The following is a 17,368-nucleotide window of genomic DNA, read 5'->3' on the forward strand; positions in this document are numbered from 1 at the left end:
TTTCGTGGACGCAGTAATACACATCCAGCACCTCGTAATCGGTATAATCCACCTGTCCGGAAATCACACCGGCGGACGATGCCGTCTGCGTCATCTTGTCATTGCTTTCCTTCGGCGGAAACACATAGCCGCATTCAGGACACGCTGTGTATCCGGCGTGGATGAGCGCGAGACATTGCGGACACTTCTTCGCCGGGGCATCACCGCCTTTCCCGGATCCGGGCTCTTTGACCTTGATCATATCGAGCGGACCGTGCCGCAGAATGTTGCCCCCGTAGTCCAGAAAAAGGCACGAACTTTTTCCGGTTTCCGGACTGAGGCGCGTCCCGCGTCCGGCGCACTGAATCAGCAACCCCGGCGAATTCGTCGGGCGGAGCATAACAACGCAATCCGTGTTCGGAGCATCAAAGCCGCAAGTCAAAACGTTGACGTTCGCCAAGAACTTGAGCGGCGGCTTCGGTGTTCCGAAAAGATCCGCCGGGATGAATTTCCCCTTGAACCGGGCGATGATTTCAGCACGTTCGGCAGGCGACGTATCACCGGTCACGATCGCACACTCCTTGCCGGAAAACGCCTGGATTTTTTCCGCAACATGCTTGCAATGATCCACTGAAGCGGTAAAAATCAGCACAGACTTGCGGTCCCGGGTCAGCTCCACAATCTCCCTGCAGGCGGATGTCACCAGCGCATCGTTGTCCATTGCGGCGGCGACCTCGTCGCTGATGAACTCGCCGCCACGGATGTGCAGGTTTGCCAGATTCGCCTCCGCGCGGCCCGCCCGGGAAATCAACGGCGAAAGATATCCCTGCTGAATCATTTCCTTGAGCCCCGTCTCATAGCAGATCTCGTTCAGGATGTTCTCCGGCTTGCAGATGAGCCCGCCCTTGAGGCGGAAGGGCGTTGCCGTCAGCCCGATCACCCGGACGTGTGGGTTGATGACCTTCATATCGGACAGAAAGGTTCGGTACATGCCGTCCCCTTCGCTGCTGATCAGGTGTGCTTCATCCACGATGACAAGGTCAAAGGCATCCAGCTCGCAGGCCTTGTTGTACACGCTTTGAATCCCGGCGACAATGACCTGCTCCGCGGTGTCGCGGCTCTTGAGTCCGGCGGAATAAATGCCGATTTTCAATTCCGGGCAGAGCTTGCGGATCTTGTCGGCATTCTGTTCGAGAAGTTCCTTGACATGAGCAAGGATCAGCACGCGTCCATTCCATTTTTCCACGGAATCCTTTGCGATCTGAGCGAGGACCAGACTTTTTCCAGTACCCGTTGGCAATACAACGCACGGGTTGTTGTCTTTTGTGCGGAGATGCTCGTAAACAGCCTCAACCGCCTCGGACTGATACGGTCGAGGAACGATCATTTCAGCCCTCCGGATTCCGTATGCCCGCCTTGATCAGGTCAAAGGCAAGCTGTGTTTTGATTTGCTCGAGACGTTGTCTGTCAATCTTCAGGATTCTCCGGATCGCGCCGTCTTTGTAGCCGTTCATATAGAGGAAACAGACCAGTCGCCGGGTATCGTCGGTGATGTTCTTCACGAATTCCTGGACGATTTGCCTGCGTCGTCCGCCGTTCTGTCTTCGTTCTTCCATTCTGAAATCCTTATATAAGCCATTCCGTCCGGAGGCATCGGTTCGCGTTTGATGACGGTCAGCTTGCAGATCTGACTGTCGTCATTGTAAAGGCCGGCATGTGTGAAGGTGTCCAGGAGACACTTCAGAGAATTGTCCACATCCCGGCGTCGATTGTCCGGCGGATACAGTTCAATGAACAGCTCCACCGGACTGGCAAATCCCCGTGTATGATCCTGCCGGAAACGTGCAACCACACGCTCCCGGAACTTCCGCCCGTCACGGGAGATCAGCACCCTCGGACCGACATGCCGATAATAATGATTCACGCTGGGCGGCCACGGCAGTTCCAGTTCCAATGTCATTTCCTTGCCCATGGAGGCGCGGAGTTCGCACCGCTCTGCGGAGACGGCGTCGCGGGCTTGGCTGCGGCAACGCCGGAAAGAGACGTTCGCGGACCGTAGCCCTTGATCTCGTTGACGATCTCGTCATCCTGATTCTTTTTGCAGCGCACGGTGATTGTGAGCGGAAGATTGTGCAGTTCCACCGAATCACGCGGCTGAAGCACATTCACCGCTCGGCAGATGGCGGAGAGATCCGCCCGGGCGATCCGGACCGCGTCCGCGTTCGCATTTTCCAGATTCAGCCGCGCCCAGACCTTCCGGTTCTTGTATTCGCCCTCGATGATCTCGAATTCCAGCTGGAGATACTGCCCGTTTCCCGTCCTAGTGGGCTTCATTTCCGATTCTGTGATGACAGCCTGGTATTTCCCGGCCGGAATCGGATCATACCCGGTCGATGGTTCGACTTCGTTCGCGTTGAAATTGATTGTGGACATTTGTGTTTCCTATTGCGTTATGCCATGCAATGGCAGTGATGATTGAATTCTGTGATTTTCGGCGGTTCCGGGGGCAGTTTGCTTACCGCGACAGCCGGAGTGCCGGGACACTGGATGTGCTCATGATACTCAACAGGCGAATACTCATCCCGCACAGCACGGAACGGTTCCCCAACCTGGATCATTCCGCCGCAGACGTCACACACCAGCGGACGATTTGCCGTCCGGATTTTTTCGTGCATATTTCTTCACCTCGAAAACCTTTCTTTCCTTGAATTCCTCCTGTTTGCCCTTATTCCAGTTCGTCACGGGTCGAAAATACCCGCAGACGCGGCTGAAGACCTCGCAGATGGCTCCGCACTTACTCATGATGGTTCTCCTCGATTTTTGTGTATGCCTCAATGAATGCCTGCCACGAGAGCGGAATTTCCGACGGCAGGCCGTAACGGTTCTTCGCGATGCAGGCGGGACTTCCCACCGTGCGGATGATGCGTTCCCCGCCATCCGCGCCGATGGGAGCGGCGATCGCGCGTTCTCCATTGAATCCGGCATTTTCCTTCGTCACCCGGAACTTCTTGTTCGCGAACAGAACGGCGTCGACCCATTCCGAGATCAGGCTCGCAGCGTGCTTGTGAAGACGCGGTGTGTAGCGGTCGTAGGCGGCGTTTTCCGGATCTTCGAACCGTTCGACCTTCGCATGGGCGACCAGAATGACCATCATTCCGCGCTTGTCGCGCAGTTCCTGAAGCAGGCTGATGACCTTGCGCCAGTGAGTCAGCGCATGGGTATATCCCCTGCCGTAGCCGCCGTCGGCTTTTTCAATGGAACGGACACCGAATTCGCGGCAGACCTCGTCGAAGATGAGGCGCTCGAGCCAGTCAACGGAATCCACAACGACGGTCTGGAATTCGTGAGCTTCGTCCCGAAGCGCGGTCAGTTCTGCGATCACCTCGGAAAGCGAATGCGCAAGCGGGAATTTCCGGCAGTCGATTTCGCCGAGTCCGTCCTCGGTCTGGATGAAGATCGCATTTGGTGCTCCGGCTGCATAGCTGCTCTTCCCCACCCCTTCGCTACCGTAAATCATGATTCGCGGCGGCTTGTTTTCCCGCCCGGTTTGAATGTTGTCAAGCATTCCCATAATCTGTTTCCTTCCTGATTTCAATTGTTGTTGCAGATGATCTTAAGGACATCGCCTTCAAGGGCATAAATAGGCTGTTTCAGATCGACCAGGGTTCGGGGGTCGCGATCATCCGCAACTGTTTTGATGATGCTCTGCACCTTGGGCCAGTATTCGATGGAGCCTTTTGCATTGAGAAAGGGCAGCGGATCCTTTTTGATCAGCAGATCACGCAGTTTGATAATAACGGCATCTCCTTTTCTTCCCTCGGGAAGCCCGGAACAGAGAACACGGGCGATATATTTCAGCTTTCCGATCGGTACCGTTTCATAGGCTTTGACGAATTCGGCCAGAACGCCTGCGATCTTCACTCCGGGCTGCGAGGAAAACATTCCCCTGACAGCATCAATGGCGTCTTTGTAGCAGGCATAGAAACGTCTCTCCTCATCCGTTCCGAATTTGATCCCGGTGAGTGCGCGGCAAATTGCCGTGACGTCTTTTTTCAGGTTGGGATCGTTATCCTGATTTTGATGGGGCGAAACGTCATCCTCGATATCCCGCAAATCCACATCAAGATCAAGCATGACGAAAAACGTAACGGTCATGTCCGCAACAATGACAGCTTCCAAACGATGCTGTCCTCCGAAAAGCCGTCCGTTTTTATCGAATTTCAGCGGCATGGTACCGCGTTTGCACTTCCAGTGACCACCTCGCATCAGACGAGCGAGACGTTCCACATTTTTGGGACGGATGTTGCGATTTCCCTCATTGTACAGTTCCAGGATATGTCTGGCAATATCCGGAGTGCAGTCCAACTGAAACATTCTGCTGTAGTGAGTAAGAACAAGGTGGTCGAATTCCTTTGCTGTGGTAACCGTATACATGATTGGGCTCCTTTCCTTATGCGAGCTGATTCAAAATTGTGTCAAGACTGTTCAGAATCACGTCCTTCATGAGCGCGATCTGTTTTTCCGAGTAATGGAGATCGGGATACTGTTCCTTTTCGTTTTTAATCTCTTTTTTCAATGCGGCAATGATGTTTTCCGGAATGTTCTTCATACGGAATTTCATAGCGAGTCGAAGCTGCTCCTCCGGAGAAATCGCGCTCTCCTCCTGCACAGTGTTTTTTCTTGAAGCAGAGCGGATCACCGTGTCGTTGTAGGCCTTGTTGACAGATATATCGCCGTTGCAAAGAGCCTTTTTGGTTTCATCGGAACCTTCTCTTGCAACCTTGCGAAGCCTCTCGGCTTTCCGCAATGATACATTGAGAACTTCAGCCAGTTTTGCCGCGCTTTTTCCGTGCTGAACAGGATGATCTTCGGAATTAGCGCCGTTTGGCGCTAATTTTTTCCGTCCGCGTTCCAGAAGTTTGTCTGCGGCCTCAATATATCTGAGCATATCAGCCGGAGTCATATTCCTCCGTTCAACCTGCTGGCTGACCGCATAGTCAAGGGCGTCCCCCGGGTTGTCAAACTCCCGAAAAATGACCGGGATATCCCGAATCCCCAGAGACAATGCCGCCTGAAGTCTGGTATGGCCGTCAATGACCACTGCATCGGAGCCGCGCTTCCAGACAAGAATCGGATGGGCAGGATCGAATCCGATTTTTTTCATTCTGTCCACAATACGCTGGAGAACCGGCGTCTGGATTGGAAAAATGCTATTGAACGGAGCCTGCGTCAGAAGCATTTCGGGCGGGAGTTGTTCCTGACTTGCATTCACAGCGACACCTCCATTGTGGTAATCCGGAGTTTTCTGCCGAGACGGCTTGTACTTTCGGCAAGCCGTTTATATTGAAGAACAGTGTATTGATCTTCAATTTCCTGTTCGGAAAGTGAGTCCCGTGCGGTATTGGTATGAATCGCATACTCAATTGCGTCGTTCTCGGAATCGAATTCTTTTTCATAGATCCAAACCTGCGGGATTCCCGCTGTCAGAGCCGCCGCAAGACGCAAATGCCCATCAATTACTGTGTTGTTATGTCCTTTCCAGACAACAATCGGGGTACAGTAATCAAATCCATCTTTCTTCATGGACTTGGCAAGAAGTTCAACCACGCGCATGTCAAACGGCATCAGCGTTTTGAACGGTTCCGAGGTTCTGAGGGCGGATGGAGCGATGCTTTTGAACTCAATCATCTGGACTTTTCCTTTCTATTATTTTTTGAACTCAAAGTGTGTCAATGATACGGAGATCTTCATATCCGGTCGGCCAAACTCCGGAGATGCAGCAGGCCCGGAAGCGCTCCAGGGCGCTTTTGTTGGAAAGTTCCGCCAGATCCAGCAGTTCATCCGTCAGTTTCCAGACCCCGGCGGAAAACGGTTCATTTTTTTCCACCGCAATGATGTGGACGGGGAAGTTTTTGCCGGTCACAATCCGGAGAATCGCCCGGTAAAACGCCAGCTGATGAATATAGCCATAGCGACGGCAGTCCGACTCGAACCAGCGGAGACTGTCGCAGGTTTTCAGATCAACAAGTCCGGACTTCATGCCGAACCAATCCATCCGGATCTGGCAGGGAACGGAACAATACTCTGCCCGAACCACACCTTCCGCGATCCCGTCCGCCAGCAGTTTCGACGCGAGCGGGTGCAGCCAGACGCCGCGCTGCAGTTTCAGGAGAAAGCTGAAGTCCTTTCCGGAAATGATTTCGCGCTCCTGAGTCGCCGCCCATTCCGCAAACGCCTTGGTGCTGCGCCCGTAGGATTCGCCGGTCCGGGGATTGATCGGGCCGTCGGTCACAACATATTCGCGGTCAAAGGCGTTCCGTCCCTCCAGAATCAGGCAGTGCGCCGCACGTCCCATGACGAATGCGGAGGATTCGCTTTCCGTGATTTCCCCGGAAACTTTCCTGCGGTAGAGAGCCGGGGATTCCCGGAAGTCGGCCAGGAGGTGGCTCGACATAAATTCTCCGCTGCGACTGCGGGCGTGATATTCGTCCGCCGGTTCATGGATGATGAAGTTGGTGTTCATGAGTGCTGTTCCCTTGTTGTGGATGCGTTGTTCTCTATCGGGGTTACTGCCAGGCAGGGTGTCAAATTGGCCCTTCTTTTTGAAAAATTTTTCAATTATTTTTCCCGCGGATGACGACTCCTGCCTCAAGCAAGGCGGTTTTGATGGACTCGATTCTGAGCCGGACAATCTTCCGGGTGAGAGCCGTTCTTCTGGCAATTTCCGAGACGGAGCATTCGGCACTCAGGAGTCGGCAGATTTTCTGCGACTCGGGGGAAAGGCTGGCGATCACTTCGCGGATGAGAAGAATTTGATCCTGCCGCTTTTTTTCCCCTGTTGTCACGCCCTCCGGCATCCGGACCTGCATCCCGATTTTCCCATAGTCCGGGGCATCGTCCGTGTCCTCCAGCTCGCTGATTTCCTCGATTGAGACTGCGTTGGAGATCATCTTTGTCGATGCGCTATTGTTTTTCCTGACCACACGATAACAGCCGAACTGCATGACATGGTGTGCATACGTGACAAAATCCGCTGCTCCTTCATCGGAAAAGGTCTCTGCCGCACGAATTGCAAGTAGAAGCAAATCCTGAACGGCATCATCCATGTTTCGTTTCTGTATCAGTCCCTGACTGACGAGAGGACCGATGAGTGATTTTGCGATTCGGGTGAGTGTCTGCGCTTCCGCGTCGGTGATAATGTGAGCCATTTTTTGCTCTCCTCCCCGGCCGCTCCAGAGCGGAAGGCGGAGGACTGAAGCGTCCGGCATTGTTTTTCGTTTTTGCCTTCCGCTCCCCAATGGTGCAATTGCACCGGCTCCGGTGCAGAAATGGGTATTGCACCGGGTGCAAAATCACATTATTGTTGATAATGAAAGAGTTAAATTATCGAAAAAATCTCAAAAAAAGGCTGAAAAGCCGGTGCAAAACCCGGTGCAATGCACCGGACCCGTGGTTTTTGCACCGGACTTTGCACCGAAAATCTGGGGGAAAGGGCAAAAAAAGCACCCTGCCGTGATTGACAGAGTGCCGTGGAATCCGCTATGGGATTGGATCAGGTTCGGGAGGGATGGTAGTTGGAAGAGCCGCTGGCATCGTCCCGGTTGACGAAGCGCACCTGATAGCCTTCGTTTTTCACGAATTCAATGGGGTCACCGTCGTTGATGTTCGGGAAGAATTTTCTCAGTGCGGCGCAGATTTCATATTTCCGGTGTTTCCAGAAATCATATTCGCGCGTGTCTCTGGCCGGGAGCGGAAGAACCTTGCCCGGCATGGACAGCAGAGCGAGCAATGCGGTAAACGCCTCGGTGCGGCATCCTTTTTTCTGATTGCACATGCCGAGCTGCATATAATTGATCTGGATCGGAGCCTCCCCCTTGACCCAGATGGAAACATTGTCTCCGTCCTTTTTTCGGATGTGAACATCCGCCCACTTGGTGTCGGGTGCGCACTGGTATTCCGTCAGCGCCGTCTGCTGTCTGGCGGAGCGTATGCCGTTCAGCAGATTCACTGTTTCGCCGTCCGCGGCAAAACTGCCGTCCGGGGCAATGGATACGCAGTCATCCAGCCCCAGGCAGACACACTTCTTCTGCCGCAGCGCGGCGAGCATCGCCTTTGGGACATCCGCAAGTCTGCCGACAAGAAGGATGAAAGTCCGGTCTTCCTTGAGCAGGTTCTCCAGCCGGTGTTCGAAGACCATTGTATTTATATAATAGGAAATATAGACCGGCATCCGGCTTCCCGTTCCGGTCTTCAGACAGCCAAGTTCCCAGAAAAAGGCGTCGTCCAGATCCACACTGGAAAACTCGATGCCAAGGACATCGGCTATCTCCTTGTGGACACGGGCGTAATTCAAACGGAAAATACCGATGTCTTCCGGCGTGACCGGAATTCTGGGCCGGGTGATGTCTAGGGGACAGCATGCCATCAGTCCGGAACTCAGTTCACGGACTTTCCGGTAGTGGCACTCCTCCGGACAGTCGGCGGCATCCGGGCAGAGCAGACGCAAAGCCTCTCCCGGAGCCGGGTTCAGATACTTTGCCCTGAACTGCCCGATGTTGATGCCGGGAAGCAGGACTTTCCAGTCAAACAGCGGCAGCGATCTTGCATTCGTCAGCAAGGAGTTCCACATGAATGGCCTCGTCATTCTGCATTAAAGTGTGGATGACGCCGACCTGTCGCAGCCACTCGTCCACCACCATGCCGAAATCATCGTAATCATATCCCGACCGGTTGGATGCGTCAAGGATAATCGTCCGCTCCGACCGCCCGATTTTCACCAGAAACTTCGCCCGGATGATCCGACCCATGCTCGACAACTTGAAATGATGCCGTTCCATGTCCCGGAACAGATCCCCGTTGTCCGCCTCAAGGATTGCACACATGCCACTGTCGCCGCTGAGGAACGCCTTGATCGACAGCAGGGAGATGCTCTTCACCTCCGCCGCCCCGTGATAGACGAGGATGTTCCGACCGAGTTCCCTGATCTTGTCCAGATCGTTGATGCGCGGAGCGGAAAAGGCATCGTAATCATTGAAGAGGCTCTTGCCGAGCTGCCTGCAGTAGGCATCCTCCATCCACTTGGGACTGGTGGGGATGCCCAACCGCAATTCCCCGGTATCTCTATTGATGCTCAAAGTGTTGTAACTTTCCGGCTGAAAACCGATGGTCTTAGATTTCCTGCCGTTCATGACGATGCCCTGCCGACGGTAGGAGTCGCCATGCCGGACAAGCAGCACGAGTTCGCGGCTGTCGTTCTCCGTCAGGGTCACACGGGCCGTGTTTCCGTAGTTCTTCGACTGGAAAATCAGATTCATTCCCTCTTCGAAGTCGCGGATCTGCGCCGGAGTGATGACCAGATTGCGGATGTCCCGCCGCGTCGCCCGCATCGCAAAGGACTTCTTTTTCAGTGCGGCATAGTCCGTTTCAAGAACGCTGAGTTCTTCGGGGTCATGGAGATACACCAGCAGAGCCATATCCGCCGTGGACATGGTGTCCGTCAGTTCACCGGCATAACTGCTTCTCGAAATAAAAGTCCGCAGGATGTCGTTGAAGCATTCCATGCTGGTGGCTCCGACAAGTGCGAAGCCGTTAAAAAGTTCCTCGTATTCACCGACGAACATCTGATTCGAAAGGATTTCCGCAAGCCTGTCATAATCGAAGGTCTCCTCGGTCGCGCCTTCGATCTGGAACTGCATCCGGTCGAAATAGCCCTTGTAGCGTCCCACCATTTCCAGTAGACGCTGGAACGAGAATTTTCGTAGAACTTCCGGGTTCTTGAATTTTCGTAAATTACTCCCCGCCATTGTTATCTGCCTCCTGTTTGATGATACCCACCATTTTGCCGATAACCCGGAAGGAGTCGTAACGAGTAAGCTCAATGGGTTTGAATTCCGGATTCTCCGCTTCCAGCGCGATGCGGTCGGGACGGTTCACGAGCCGCTTCAGCGTCACTTCATTGTTGACGGACGCCGCCACGATGTCCCCGTCAGCGGCAATAGGCTGGTGACGGATGATGACGATGTCGCCGGTTTTGATGCCAGCGCCGATCATACTGTCGCCCTTCACGCGCAGTGCAAACACATCCCCGTTGTTGGTGAGGGCTTTATCCACGGCAACGGTCTCTTCGCCGCTCCGATCTTCGAACTCCTCCACAGGCACACCTCCGGGGATTTCGCCGAGAAGAGGGATCTGAATCGTGACAAGAGCTTCCGGCTCAACGGTTTTTTTGATCACATAGGGCTTGAGGGCTCCCTTTTCAATGCGTTTCAGGTATCCCTTGCGAACCAGCTCCTGAAAAATATCGTAGATGGTCGGCGTGGCGATTCCGAAAGCATCGGCCACCTGCTGCATCGTCGGCATTTTCCGGTATATCGAGAAAAACCGACAGATCTCCTGCATCACTTCCGCCTGCCGCCTCGTGATATTCTCTTCCTTATGTCTTCCCTGTCCCATAGCGGACTCCTTTTCATACTAACCTGTTTGAAGCATAATATACACTGTCCAGCGATTATTTCAAATCGTATTCGATGGCGAAAAATGGAACTATCCCTCAACCGGTTTTTCGATGTCGGTCTCTAAATGCCTGATTCTGACCTTGCGTTAAAAAATTTTTGATTTTTTTTCAAAAACAAGGGCCAAAATGGACCCCTGGGTGGCAGTAACCCCGATAGAGACACATTGATTCAACAACGAAAGGACGAACATGAGATACGGCAGTATTTGCAGCGGAGTTGAGGCGGCGAGCCTCGCCTGGCGGCATCTGGGCTGGACTCCGGCCTTCTTCTCGGAGGTGGAGCCGTTCCCCGCCGCGGTGCTGATGCAGCGGCTCGGCGCGATGAAACCGCTCCGACCGCTTGATCCGGACGCCGCATCGGATGAAAAAGACCGGAAACAGCGCCTTTCCTGGCAGTCCCTGATAGCGGAAATGCCGGATGGCGGCACGATTCCGAACCTCGGAGATTTTACCCTAATAAAGAAGGATGATTATGACGGACAAATCGAGCTGCTCGTCGGGGGGACGCCTTGCCAGGACCTCTCCATTGCCGGAAAACGGCTGGGATTTGGCGGTAAGCGCAGCGTCCTCGCTCTCGACTTTGTACGACTTTGCTTTGAAACTGGAACGCGCTGGGTGCTGTGGGAAAATGTCCCCGCTGCTCTTTCCAGCCGCCGAGGTGAGGATTTCGGACGATTTGTTTCCCTGCTCTGTGGATGGAATGTCCCGGTCCCTGAAAGCGGATGGAGAAAATGCGGAATCGTCACTCCGGCTCCGGGAGGATTCGGAGTGGCATGGAGAGTACTTGACTCTCAATTTACCCGAGTGGAACAATTTCCGAGGGCAATCCCGCAGCGCCGGAAGCGTCTCTTCCTTGTCGGATATACTGGTCAGTGGAAATATCCCGCAAAGGTACTATTTGACGGTGAAATGTGCGGAGGGGATACTCCGCCGCGCCGCACGAAGAGGCAAAACGCTTCCGCCGGTTCTGAAGGAGGCTCTGCTTCGACAGACTGGTGGGACGGTTCCCAGAAGGCGGGCACACTGACGCGGACGAGCGATCAGCAGTTCATGCCGGACAAGGGGCGTCTCCAATGTGTGATTGAACAGGCCGGAACGGATTTTCTTTGCTATGAAAACCATGCTCCCGATTCCCGTATAAAATCAGTTGAGGTTTCTCAGTCCATTGTTGCCCGCATGGGTACAGGCGGGAACAATCTTCCGCTCCTGCAGGAAGTTCCACGGGAACCGGAAACAGCCATCGGCTTCATTAAAAACGATGCGGGAGGTGATCTGCAGGGATTTTGGGACGAAGTTTTCCCTACGATGCGCACGGAAGTGACTCCCGCGGTAGCTCGTGAAGAATGTTTTCACGTTTCCTTCTGCGATGCGAACGGCAGAAGGAAAGATCGTCCGAACGGCGGTCTTTATGTGACGGAGGCAAAAGCGGGAAAAACAGTTACGGCAGGCGGTCCCGGCGCGGAAACGGTAATTGTCGAACCAATCGCACTTGATGGAGACAAAATGAAGCCCGGTGAACGTTCCGGGGGATCGGGTATGGGGGTTTCTGAAGAAGGTGTGATGTATACGCAGACTGCCGGAGATGTGCATGGAGTCGCCTATATGCCATCCGGAAAACCGACAGTTCGCAAACTGCTTCCCCTTGAATGCGAGCGCTTGATGGGTTTCCCCGACAATCACACGCGAATTCCCTGGAATGGTAAATCCGAGGAGGAATGTCCTGATGCGCCCAGATACAAAGCCTGCGGAAACTCCATGGCAGTAAACTGTATGATGTGGCTCGGAGAACGGATTCAGAAGGTGGAAGAGAAAATCAGCCACGAACGTGGCGAATTTCCGGTCAGAGAAATAACCGAAGCCTCAAATGAGTCTTCAAATCACATAAAAACGGAGGAAATCAATGAGTGAAGCTGATATGGAATGTCTGGAGTGTTCGGCGCAATATGCCGAGTTGGCTGACCGATATCGCAAACTGAAGAAAAAGATCCGCAGAATGCGGAAATCGTTTGCGGCAATCGAGCGCGCACTTCTCAACAAATGCGATCATTATGCGGAGTTCATCATCGGTGAATGTGAATCCCATCGCGGGAAGTATGAACCCAAATGTTAAATTAGCGCCGAATGGCGCTAATTCCGGACGAATAATACATCAAACTTCGTTTTACAGGAATAATCTATGCCAGAAGAGACAACACTGGAAGAGGCGATCCGGCGGAATGCCTCGGGGCCGAAGTCTGCTGAAGTGGACGGACAGAAGGTCGAACAGCATTCCCTTGCCGATCAGATTGCGGCAGATGAATATCTCGCGTTGAAAAAGGCGGTAAAATCCCGGACTTCCGGCCTGAAGATAACCAAATTGTGCCATTCAGGGGCGTGAGGATCTATCGATGTTCAACAGACTCAAATCTATTTTTCGGAGCAGAACCCCTCCGAAGCCGCTTGTACGCGCCCGGTTTGATGCGGCGCAGACGACACGGGACAACTGGCGTCACTGGTCGGCGGCGGATCATCTGTCGGCGGACATGGAGGCCGCGCCGGAAGTCCGCCGGACGCTGCGGATGCGCTCGCGCTACGAAGTCGCCAACAATTCCTACGCCAGAGGACTGGTGCAGATGCTCGCAAACGACACCATCGGTACGGGTCCGAGACTGCAGATGCTATCCGCCGACGAAACGTTCAACGATGCTGTGGAAACGGCATTCATGCGCTGGTCGGATGCCGTTCGTCTTGCTCCGAAACTCCGGACGATGCGAATGGCCCGCTGTCAGGATGGCGAAGCGTTTGCCGTGCTGGCAACGAATCCCAAAATCCGCCACGGTGTGAAACTGGACCTGCAGTTGATCGAGGCGGATCGTGTTTCCGGTGAACTGCGCTGGTTTGAAGATGATACCAGTGTCGACGGAATCTCGTATGACCGCTGGGGAAATCCGACGGACTACCGGGTTTTGAAGTACCATCCCGGCGACATCCGGTATATGCCGGGCGACGATGCGATCCACATTCCGGCAGAATACATGATTCACATTTTCCGTCAGGATCGGCCGGGATTGCATCGAGGAGTTCCCGAGATCACGCCCGCGCTGCCGCTGTTTGCTCAACTTCGCAGATACAATCTTGCTGTGCTTTCAGCGGCGGAGGCCGCGGCGGATTTTGCGGCGATTCTCTACACGGACGCTCCGCCGAACGGCGAATCGGATGAAGTCGAGCCCATGGATGCCATTCCGCTGGAACGGAACATGATGCTGACGGTTCCGGCCGGGTGGAAAATGGGACAGCTTGATCCCAAACAGCCGGCGGCGAACCATGCGGAGTTCGTGAAGATCATTCTGAGCGAAATCGCCCGCTGTGTGGTGACGACCTATGGCACGCTGGCGGGAGATTTTTCCGGGCACAACTACGCCAGCGGCAGACTGGACAACCAGATTTACCATAAAAGCATTCTTGTCGATCGGTCGTTCTGGGAAACGGAGGTTCTGAACCGGATTTTTGAGGTGTGGTTCCGGGAATACCGCCTGACAGCGGACGGACGAGTGGTGGACGAGCGGCACACATGGTTCTGGGACGGTTTCCCGCATGTCGATCCGTCGAAGGAAGCCACCGCCCAGGAAACCCGGCTGACGAACAACACAACAACTCTTGCGGCAGAGTGTGCCAAGGACGGACGGGATTACTTGTCCGTTCTGCGGCAGCGGGCAAAAGAGATCAAACTGATGAAGGAGCTTGGAATCCCGATCAGTTCCGAGTCCCCGGGATCCCCGAAATCCCCGGAACAGCAAACCGAACCGGATGACGGTTCAGAACCCAGAGAGGATATATGAGTGAATTCACCCTGATAGAAGCGTCAAACGGCGCGAAACCGAAAGTGGTCGGAGTTGCCTACTCCGGCGGGAAAATGAATCTGCCGGGGTGGCGACATCCTGTTGTGGTCGATCTTGCCGGAATGGAGATCCCCGAAAGCGTCCCGCTTTTGACCAATCACGAGAACAAGACGGACAGCCGGATCGGACTCATTTCGGCCGCAGTTCGGAACAATGTTCTGGAAATCACCGGGGAGATTGTCTCCGACAGCAAGGATGCGGCCGATATCATCGCGCAGGGCAAGGCCGGAGCGGACTGGCAGCTGAGCATCGGTGCGGATGTGAAAGAGTGCGAGCTGGTCAAAGGCAGCCGCGAGGTGAATGGTCAGGAAGTCGAAGGCCCGTTCTACCACATCAAAAAATCGACGCTGCGGGAGGTTTCCGTTGTTGCCGTGGGCGCGGATGCTCACACCAATATGAAAGTGAATGCGAAATTCAACCTTGTCAACCAGGAAGGAGAAGCTATGAACAACAAGTCCGAAACGAAGAGTGTTTCCGCCGTGAGCGCCCCGAATGACGCTGTACCTCCGGAGAAAAAGCCGGAACCGGAACAGAAGCCCGGCAATCCGGCAAACAAGCCCGGCGAACCGGCGAACAAGCCCGGCGAACCGGAAAAGAAACCCGATAACGCGGAAAAGAAGCCCGGACAGGCGGCCGCGGAAGCGACACCGCCCTCGATTCAGGCCTCCGCCGGGGATGTGGCGGCGACCGCCCGTGAAGCGGCTCAGAACGCCGTCAAAGCCGAGCGTGAACGCATCAGTGCGATTCAGGCGATCTGCGACGGTGAATTCCCGGAAATTGAACGGGAGGCGATTGCCGGAGGCTGGACGCCGGAGGTGGTGACGAAGAAGGTGCTCGAAACGATCCGGGCCGAACGTCCCGCCGCCAATGTCAATATCAGCGTGAAGACCGCCCCGGAAGGCGGAGAGTTGCGCAAGACCATCGAAGCGGCAATGTGTCTCCGGGTCGGAGTGAGCGCCGACCAGCTGGAGAAATCCTATGGGGCCAAAACGGTGGAAGCCGGAATGACCGAAATGGACATGCCGCTGAAGCAGCTCCTGATCGAATGTATGAAACTCGACGGCATTCCGTACAGCCGCGGCTTCGACAATGAAACGATCCGTGCGGCGTTCTCGAGTGTTTCGCTTCCGGGGATTCTGAGCAACGTGGCGAACAAGAAACTCCTGCAGAGCTACGAGGCCCAGCCGATCATCGCCATGAAGCTGTGTTCCACGGGCGACCTCAACGACTTCAAGGAGAACGACCGCTTCCGCCTGACGGATGTGGGCGACCTGCTTCCGATTGCCGCCGACGGCGAGATCAAGGACGGCGGACTGATCGAAGAGAGCGCGAAAAATCAGCTCGACACCTACGGGAAAAAGTTCTGCCTGACGCGCAAAATGATCATCAACGATGATCTGGGCGCATTCATGAAAGTGCCGACGGCGATGGGCAACCGGGCGGCGCGACTGATCGATCAGCTGTTTTTCAGCCGGCTTCTCTCGAATCCGGCGCAGGCGGACGGCAAGGCGCTGTTCAGCACGAATCACAAAAACCTGCTCTCCGGCGCAAGTTCGGCGCTGAGTTCCGATTCGCTCAAGAAAGCGATCCAGCTCTTCCTGGATCAGGTGGATGCCGACGGTCAGCCGATCTCGGTGGAACCGAAATATTTGCTGGTTCCGACTGCGCTCAAGCATCTCGCGATCGAACTGACGCAGGGGGCGACCCTCATCATGAGCGGCACGGACAACGCGGTTCGTCCGGCGCTGAATGTGCTTTCCGATGAAAATCTTCAGGTGATCAGTTCGCCGTATCTCGGCAACAGCGCCTACGAGGGATCCAGCCAGACCGGGTGGTATCTCTTCGGCGACCCGAAAACGGTCGATACCTGGGAGATCGGCTTCCTGAAAGGGAAGCGCACGCCGACCGTTGAGCGCGGCGAGACGGACTTCAACACCCTCGGTCTCTGGTTCCGTGTGTATTTCGATCTTGGCGTTCGCGAGCAGGATCACCGCGGCATGGTCAAAGCCAACGGGGCCGCGTAAGCAGTTAATCTTCAACCTCAAATTCAAGGAGATTTTTTACAATGCTTGCACGCTATGTTCAGAAGGGTGACGCCATTGATTACCGTCCGGCGGAGGCGGTTGCCGCAGGGGATGTGGTCATCATCGCGGATCTGATCGGGATCGCCCGGCTCGATATCGAAGCCAATACCCTCGGCAGTCTTGCAGTGGTCGGAGTGTTCGATGTTGTGAAAGCGGACGGCGCGATTCCTTCCGGCTCGACGGTCTACTGGGACGCGGGAGCGAAGAAGGCGACCACGGTCAGCGGATCGAACCACTACCTCGGCAAGGCCATTGCGGCGGCGGAGGCGGCCGACGATACGGTTCGTGTGCTCCTCAACGCCCCGTACAGCCTTGCGACGACCTTTGTCGCAGGCGATCCGATCACGGATCTGACCGACAATTCGGGCGGAACTCCGTCCGACACGATTCCCGTTCTCGCCTGTGAAAGCGGGTGTGACTGCAAACACGCAATTGCCTCGCTGACGAAAAAGACCAACACGATTCTTGCCGCACTCCGCGCGGTCGGCATCATCGCCAGTGAATAATGGGACTGCTGGAGAACGCAGCCGAATGGCTGGAATCACAGCGGATCCGGGAGCTCTCCGTTCCGATTGTCTACCAGCGCCGGGATGGCGAAACGTTGAACATCCCGGCGACGCTGGGGCGGACGCTGTTCCGTGCGGAAAATGAATATGGCGTGACCATCCGGACGGAGACGCGCGATTTTCTGATCGCGGTGGAGGATCTGCCGGATGATCCGGAGCGCGGAGATGTGATTCTCCATGCCGGACTCCGCTATGAAGTTCTTGCGCCGAACGGCGAGCCGGTCTGGCGCTGGTCCGGAACCGGGCGGATCCTGCGGAGAATTCACACAAAGGAAATCGGAGGTGCATGATGCCTGATACCCCGGATCATCGCGACTTGTGGCATGAACTCAATCAGGCGCGGCTGGA

At 55.0% G+C, this 17,368-nt stretch carries 20 protein-coding genes; 6 read left to right on the plus strand and 14 right to left on the minus strand.

What is annotated here, in order from left to right; genetic code table 11:
- The 14 genes from FYJ85_RS22010 to lexA all read right to left on the minus strand — a co-directional run.
- Positions 1-1,366 (minus strand): DEAD/DEAH box helicase (locus FYJ85_RS22010; protein ID WP_154420844.1); only part of this gene is annotated, 1,366 nt, incomplete at its 3' end.
- 1 nt (position 1,367) lies between these two features.
- On the minus strand, positions 1,368-1,541 hold the full coding sequence (locus tag FYJ85_RS22015; RefSeq protein WP_206213400.1) for a hypothetical protein: 174 nt from the start codon (positions 1,539-1,541) through the stop codon (positions 1,368-1,370).
- Positions 1,538-1,939: a RusA family crossover junction endodeoxyribonuclease gene (locus tag FYJ85_RS22020; protein ID WP_206213401.1), complete on the minus strand. Its 402-nt coding sequence runs from the start codon at positions 1,937-1,939 to the stop codon at positions 1,538-1,540. The genes FYJ85_RS22015 and FYJ85_RS22020 overlap by 4 nt, the downstream gene beginning before the upstream one ends.
- Positions 1,936-2,412: a DUF669 domain-containing protein gene (locus tag FYJ85_RS22025; RefSeq protein ID WP_154420847.1), complete on the minus strand. Its 477-nt coding sequence runs from the start codon at positions 2,410-2,412 to the stop codon at positions 1,936-1,938. Before FYJ85_RS22025 ends, FYJ85_RS22020 begins: the two co-directional genes overlap by 4 nt.
- Before the next feature lie 198 nt (positions 2,413-2,610).
- On the minus strand, positions 2,611-2,814 hold the full coding sequence (gene nrdD, locus FYJ85_RS23425) for an anaerobic ribonucleoside-triphosphate reductase (protein ID WP_476756249.1): 204 nt from the start codon (positions 2,812-2,814) through the stop codon (positions 2,611-2,613).
- Positions 2,774-3,550 (minus strand): ATP-binding protein, encoded by a 777-nt coding sequence (locus FYJ85_RS22035; protein ID WP_154420849.1) that lies wholly within the window; start codon positions 3,548-3,550, stop codon positions 2,774-2,776. The genes nrdD and FYJ85_RS22035 overlap by 41 nt, the downstream gene beginning before the upstream one ends.
- A gap of 20 nt (positions 3,551-3,570) precedes the next feature.
- Positions 3,571-4,413, minus strand: coding sequence for a hypothetical protein (locus tag FYJ85_RS22040; RefSeq protein WP_154420850.1), 843 nt, complete (start codon positions 4,411-4,413; stop codon positions 3,571-3,573).
- Between the two features lie 16 nt (positions 4,414-4,429).
- On the minus strand, positions 4,430-5,251 hold the full coding sequence (locus tag FYJ85_RS22045) for a ParB N-terminal domain-containing protein (protein WP_154420851.1): 822 nt from the start codon (positions 5,249-5,251) through the stop codon (positions 4,430-4,432).
- On the minus strand, positions 5,248-5,667 hold the full coding sequence (locus FYJ85_RS22050) for a ParB N-terminal domain-containing protein (RefSeq protein ID WP_154420852.1): 420 nt from the start codon (positions 5,665-5,667) through the stop codon (positions 5,248-5,250). Before FYJ85_RS22050 ends, FYJ85_RS22045 begins: the two co-directional genes overlap by 4 nt.
- Before the next feature lie 31 nt (positions 5,668-5,698).
- Positions 5,699-6,502 carry a PD-(D/E)XK nuclease-like domain-containing protein gene (locus tag FYJ85_RS22055; protein ID WP_154420853.1) on the minus strand — a complete coding sequence of 268 codons (804 nt, stop codon included), beginning with the start codon at positions 6,500-6,502 and terminating at the stop codon, positions 5,699-5,701.
- A gap of 91 nt (positions 6,503-6,593) precedes the next feature.
- Entirely contained in the window at positions 6,594-7,187 is a 594-nt protein-coding gene (locus tag FYJ85_RS22060; protein WP_206213402.1) for a sigma-70 family RNA polymerase sigma factor, read from the minus strand.
- A gap of 344 nt (positions 7,188-7,531) precedes the next feature.
- Positions 7,532-8,608, minus strand: coding sequence for a hypothetical protein (locus FYJ85_RS22065; protein ID WP_154420855.1), 1,077 nt, complete (start codon positions 8,606-8,608; stop codon positions 7,532-7,534).
- The gene (locus FYJ85_RS22070; RefSeq protein WP_154420856.1) at positions 8,562-9,782 is read right to left on the minus strand and encodes a hypothetical protein; all 1,221 of its coding nucleotides are present in this window, start codon (positions 9,780-9,782) and stop codon (positions 8,562-8,564) included. The genes FYJ85_RS22065 and FYJ85_RS22070 overlap by 47 nt, the downstream gene beginning before the upstream one ends.
- Positions 9,769-10,431, minus strand: coding sequence for a transcriptional repressor LexA (gene lexA, locus FYJ85_RS22075; protein ID WP_154420857.1), 663 nt, complete (start codon positions 10,429-10,431; stop codon positions 9,769-9,771). The genes FYJ85_RS22070 and lexA overlap by 14 nt, the downstream gene beginning before the upstream one ends.
- 250 nt (positions 10,432-10,681) lie before the next feature.
- Here lexA and FYJ85_RS23430 point away from each other — a divergent pair, with 250 nt between their 5' ends.
- From FYJ85_RS23430 to FYJ85_RS22105, 6 genes are all read left to right on the plus strand, one after another.
- Positions 10,682-12,400, plus strand: coding sequence for a DNA cytosine methyltransferase (locus FYJ85_RS23430; RefSeq protein ID WP_206213403.1), 1,719 nt, complete (start codon positions 10,682-10,684; stop codon positions 12,398-12,400).
- A gap of 268 nt (positions 12,401-12,668) precedes the next feature.
- Complete coding sequence (locus FYJ85_RS22085; protein ID WP_154420858.1) at positions 12,669-12,869, plus strand: hypothetical protein; 201 nt, start codon at positions 12,669-12,671, stop codon at positions 12,867-12,869.
- 10 nt (positions 12,870-12,879) lie between these two features.
- Positions 12,880-14,310, plus strand: a complete 1,431-nt coding sequence (locus FYJ85_RS22090; protein WP_154420859.1) for a phage portal protein — start codon at positions 12,880-12,882, stop codon at positions 14,308-14,310.
- Positions 14,307-16,394 (plus strand): phage major capsid protein, encoded by a 2,088-nt coding sequence (locus tag FYJ85_RS22095; protein WP_154420860.1) that lies wholly within the window; start codon positions 14,307-14,309, stop codon positions 16,392-16,394. Before FYJ85_RS22090 ends, FYJ85_RS22095 begins: the two co-directional genes overlap by 4 nt.
- Before the next feature lie 41 nt (positions 16,395-16,435).
- On the plus strand, positions 16,436-16,960 hold the full coding sequence (locus FYJ85_RS22100; protein ID WP_154420861.1) for a DUF2190 family protein: 525 nt from the start codon (positions 16,436-16,438) through the stop codon (positions 16,958-16,960).
- Positions 16,960-17,310: a hypothetical protein gene (locus FYJ85_RS22105; protein WP_154420862.1), complete on the plus strand. Its 351-nt coding sequence runs from the start codon at positions 16,960-16,962 to the stop codon at positions 17,308-17,310. The genes FYJ85_RS22100 and FYJ85_RS22105 overlap by 1 nt, the downstream gene beginning before the upstream one ends.
- Positions 17,311-17,368 lie beyond the last annotated feature (58 nt).

Origin of the sequence: Victivallis lenta, assembly GCF_009695545.1 — a bacterium.
GTDB classification, from domain to species: Bacteria; Verrucomicrobiota; Lentisphaeria; order Victivallales; family Victivallaceae; genus Victivallis; species Victivallis lenta.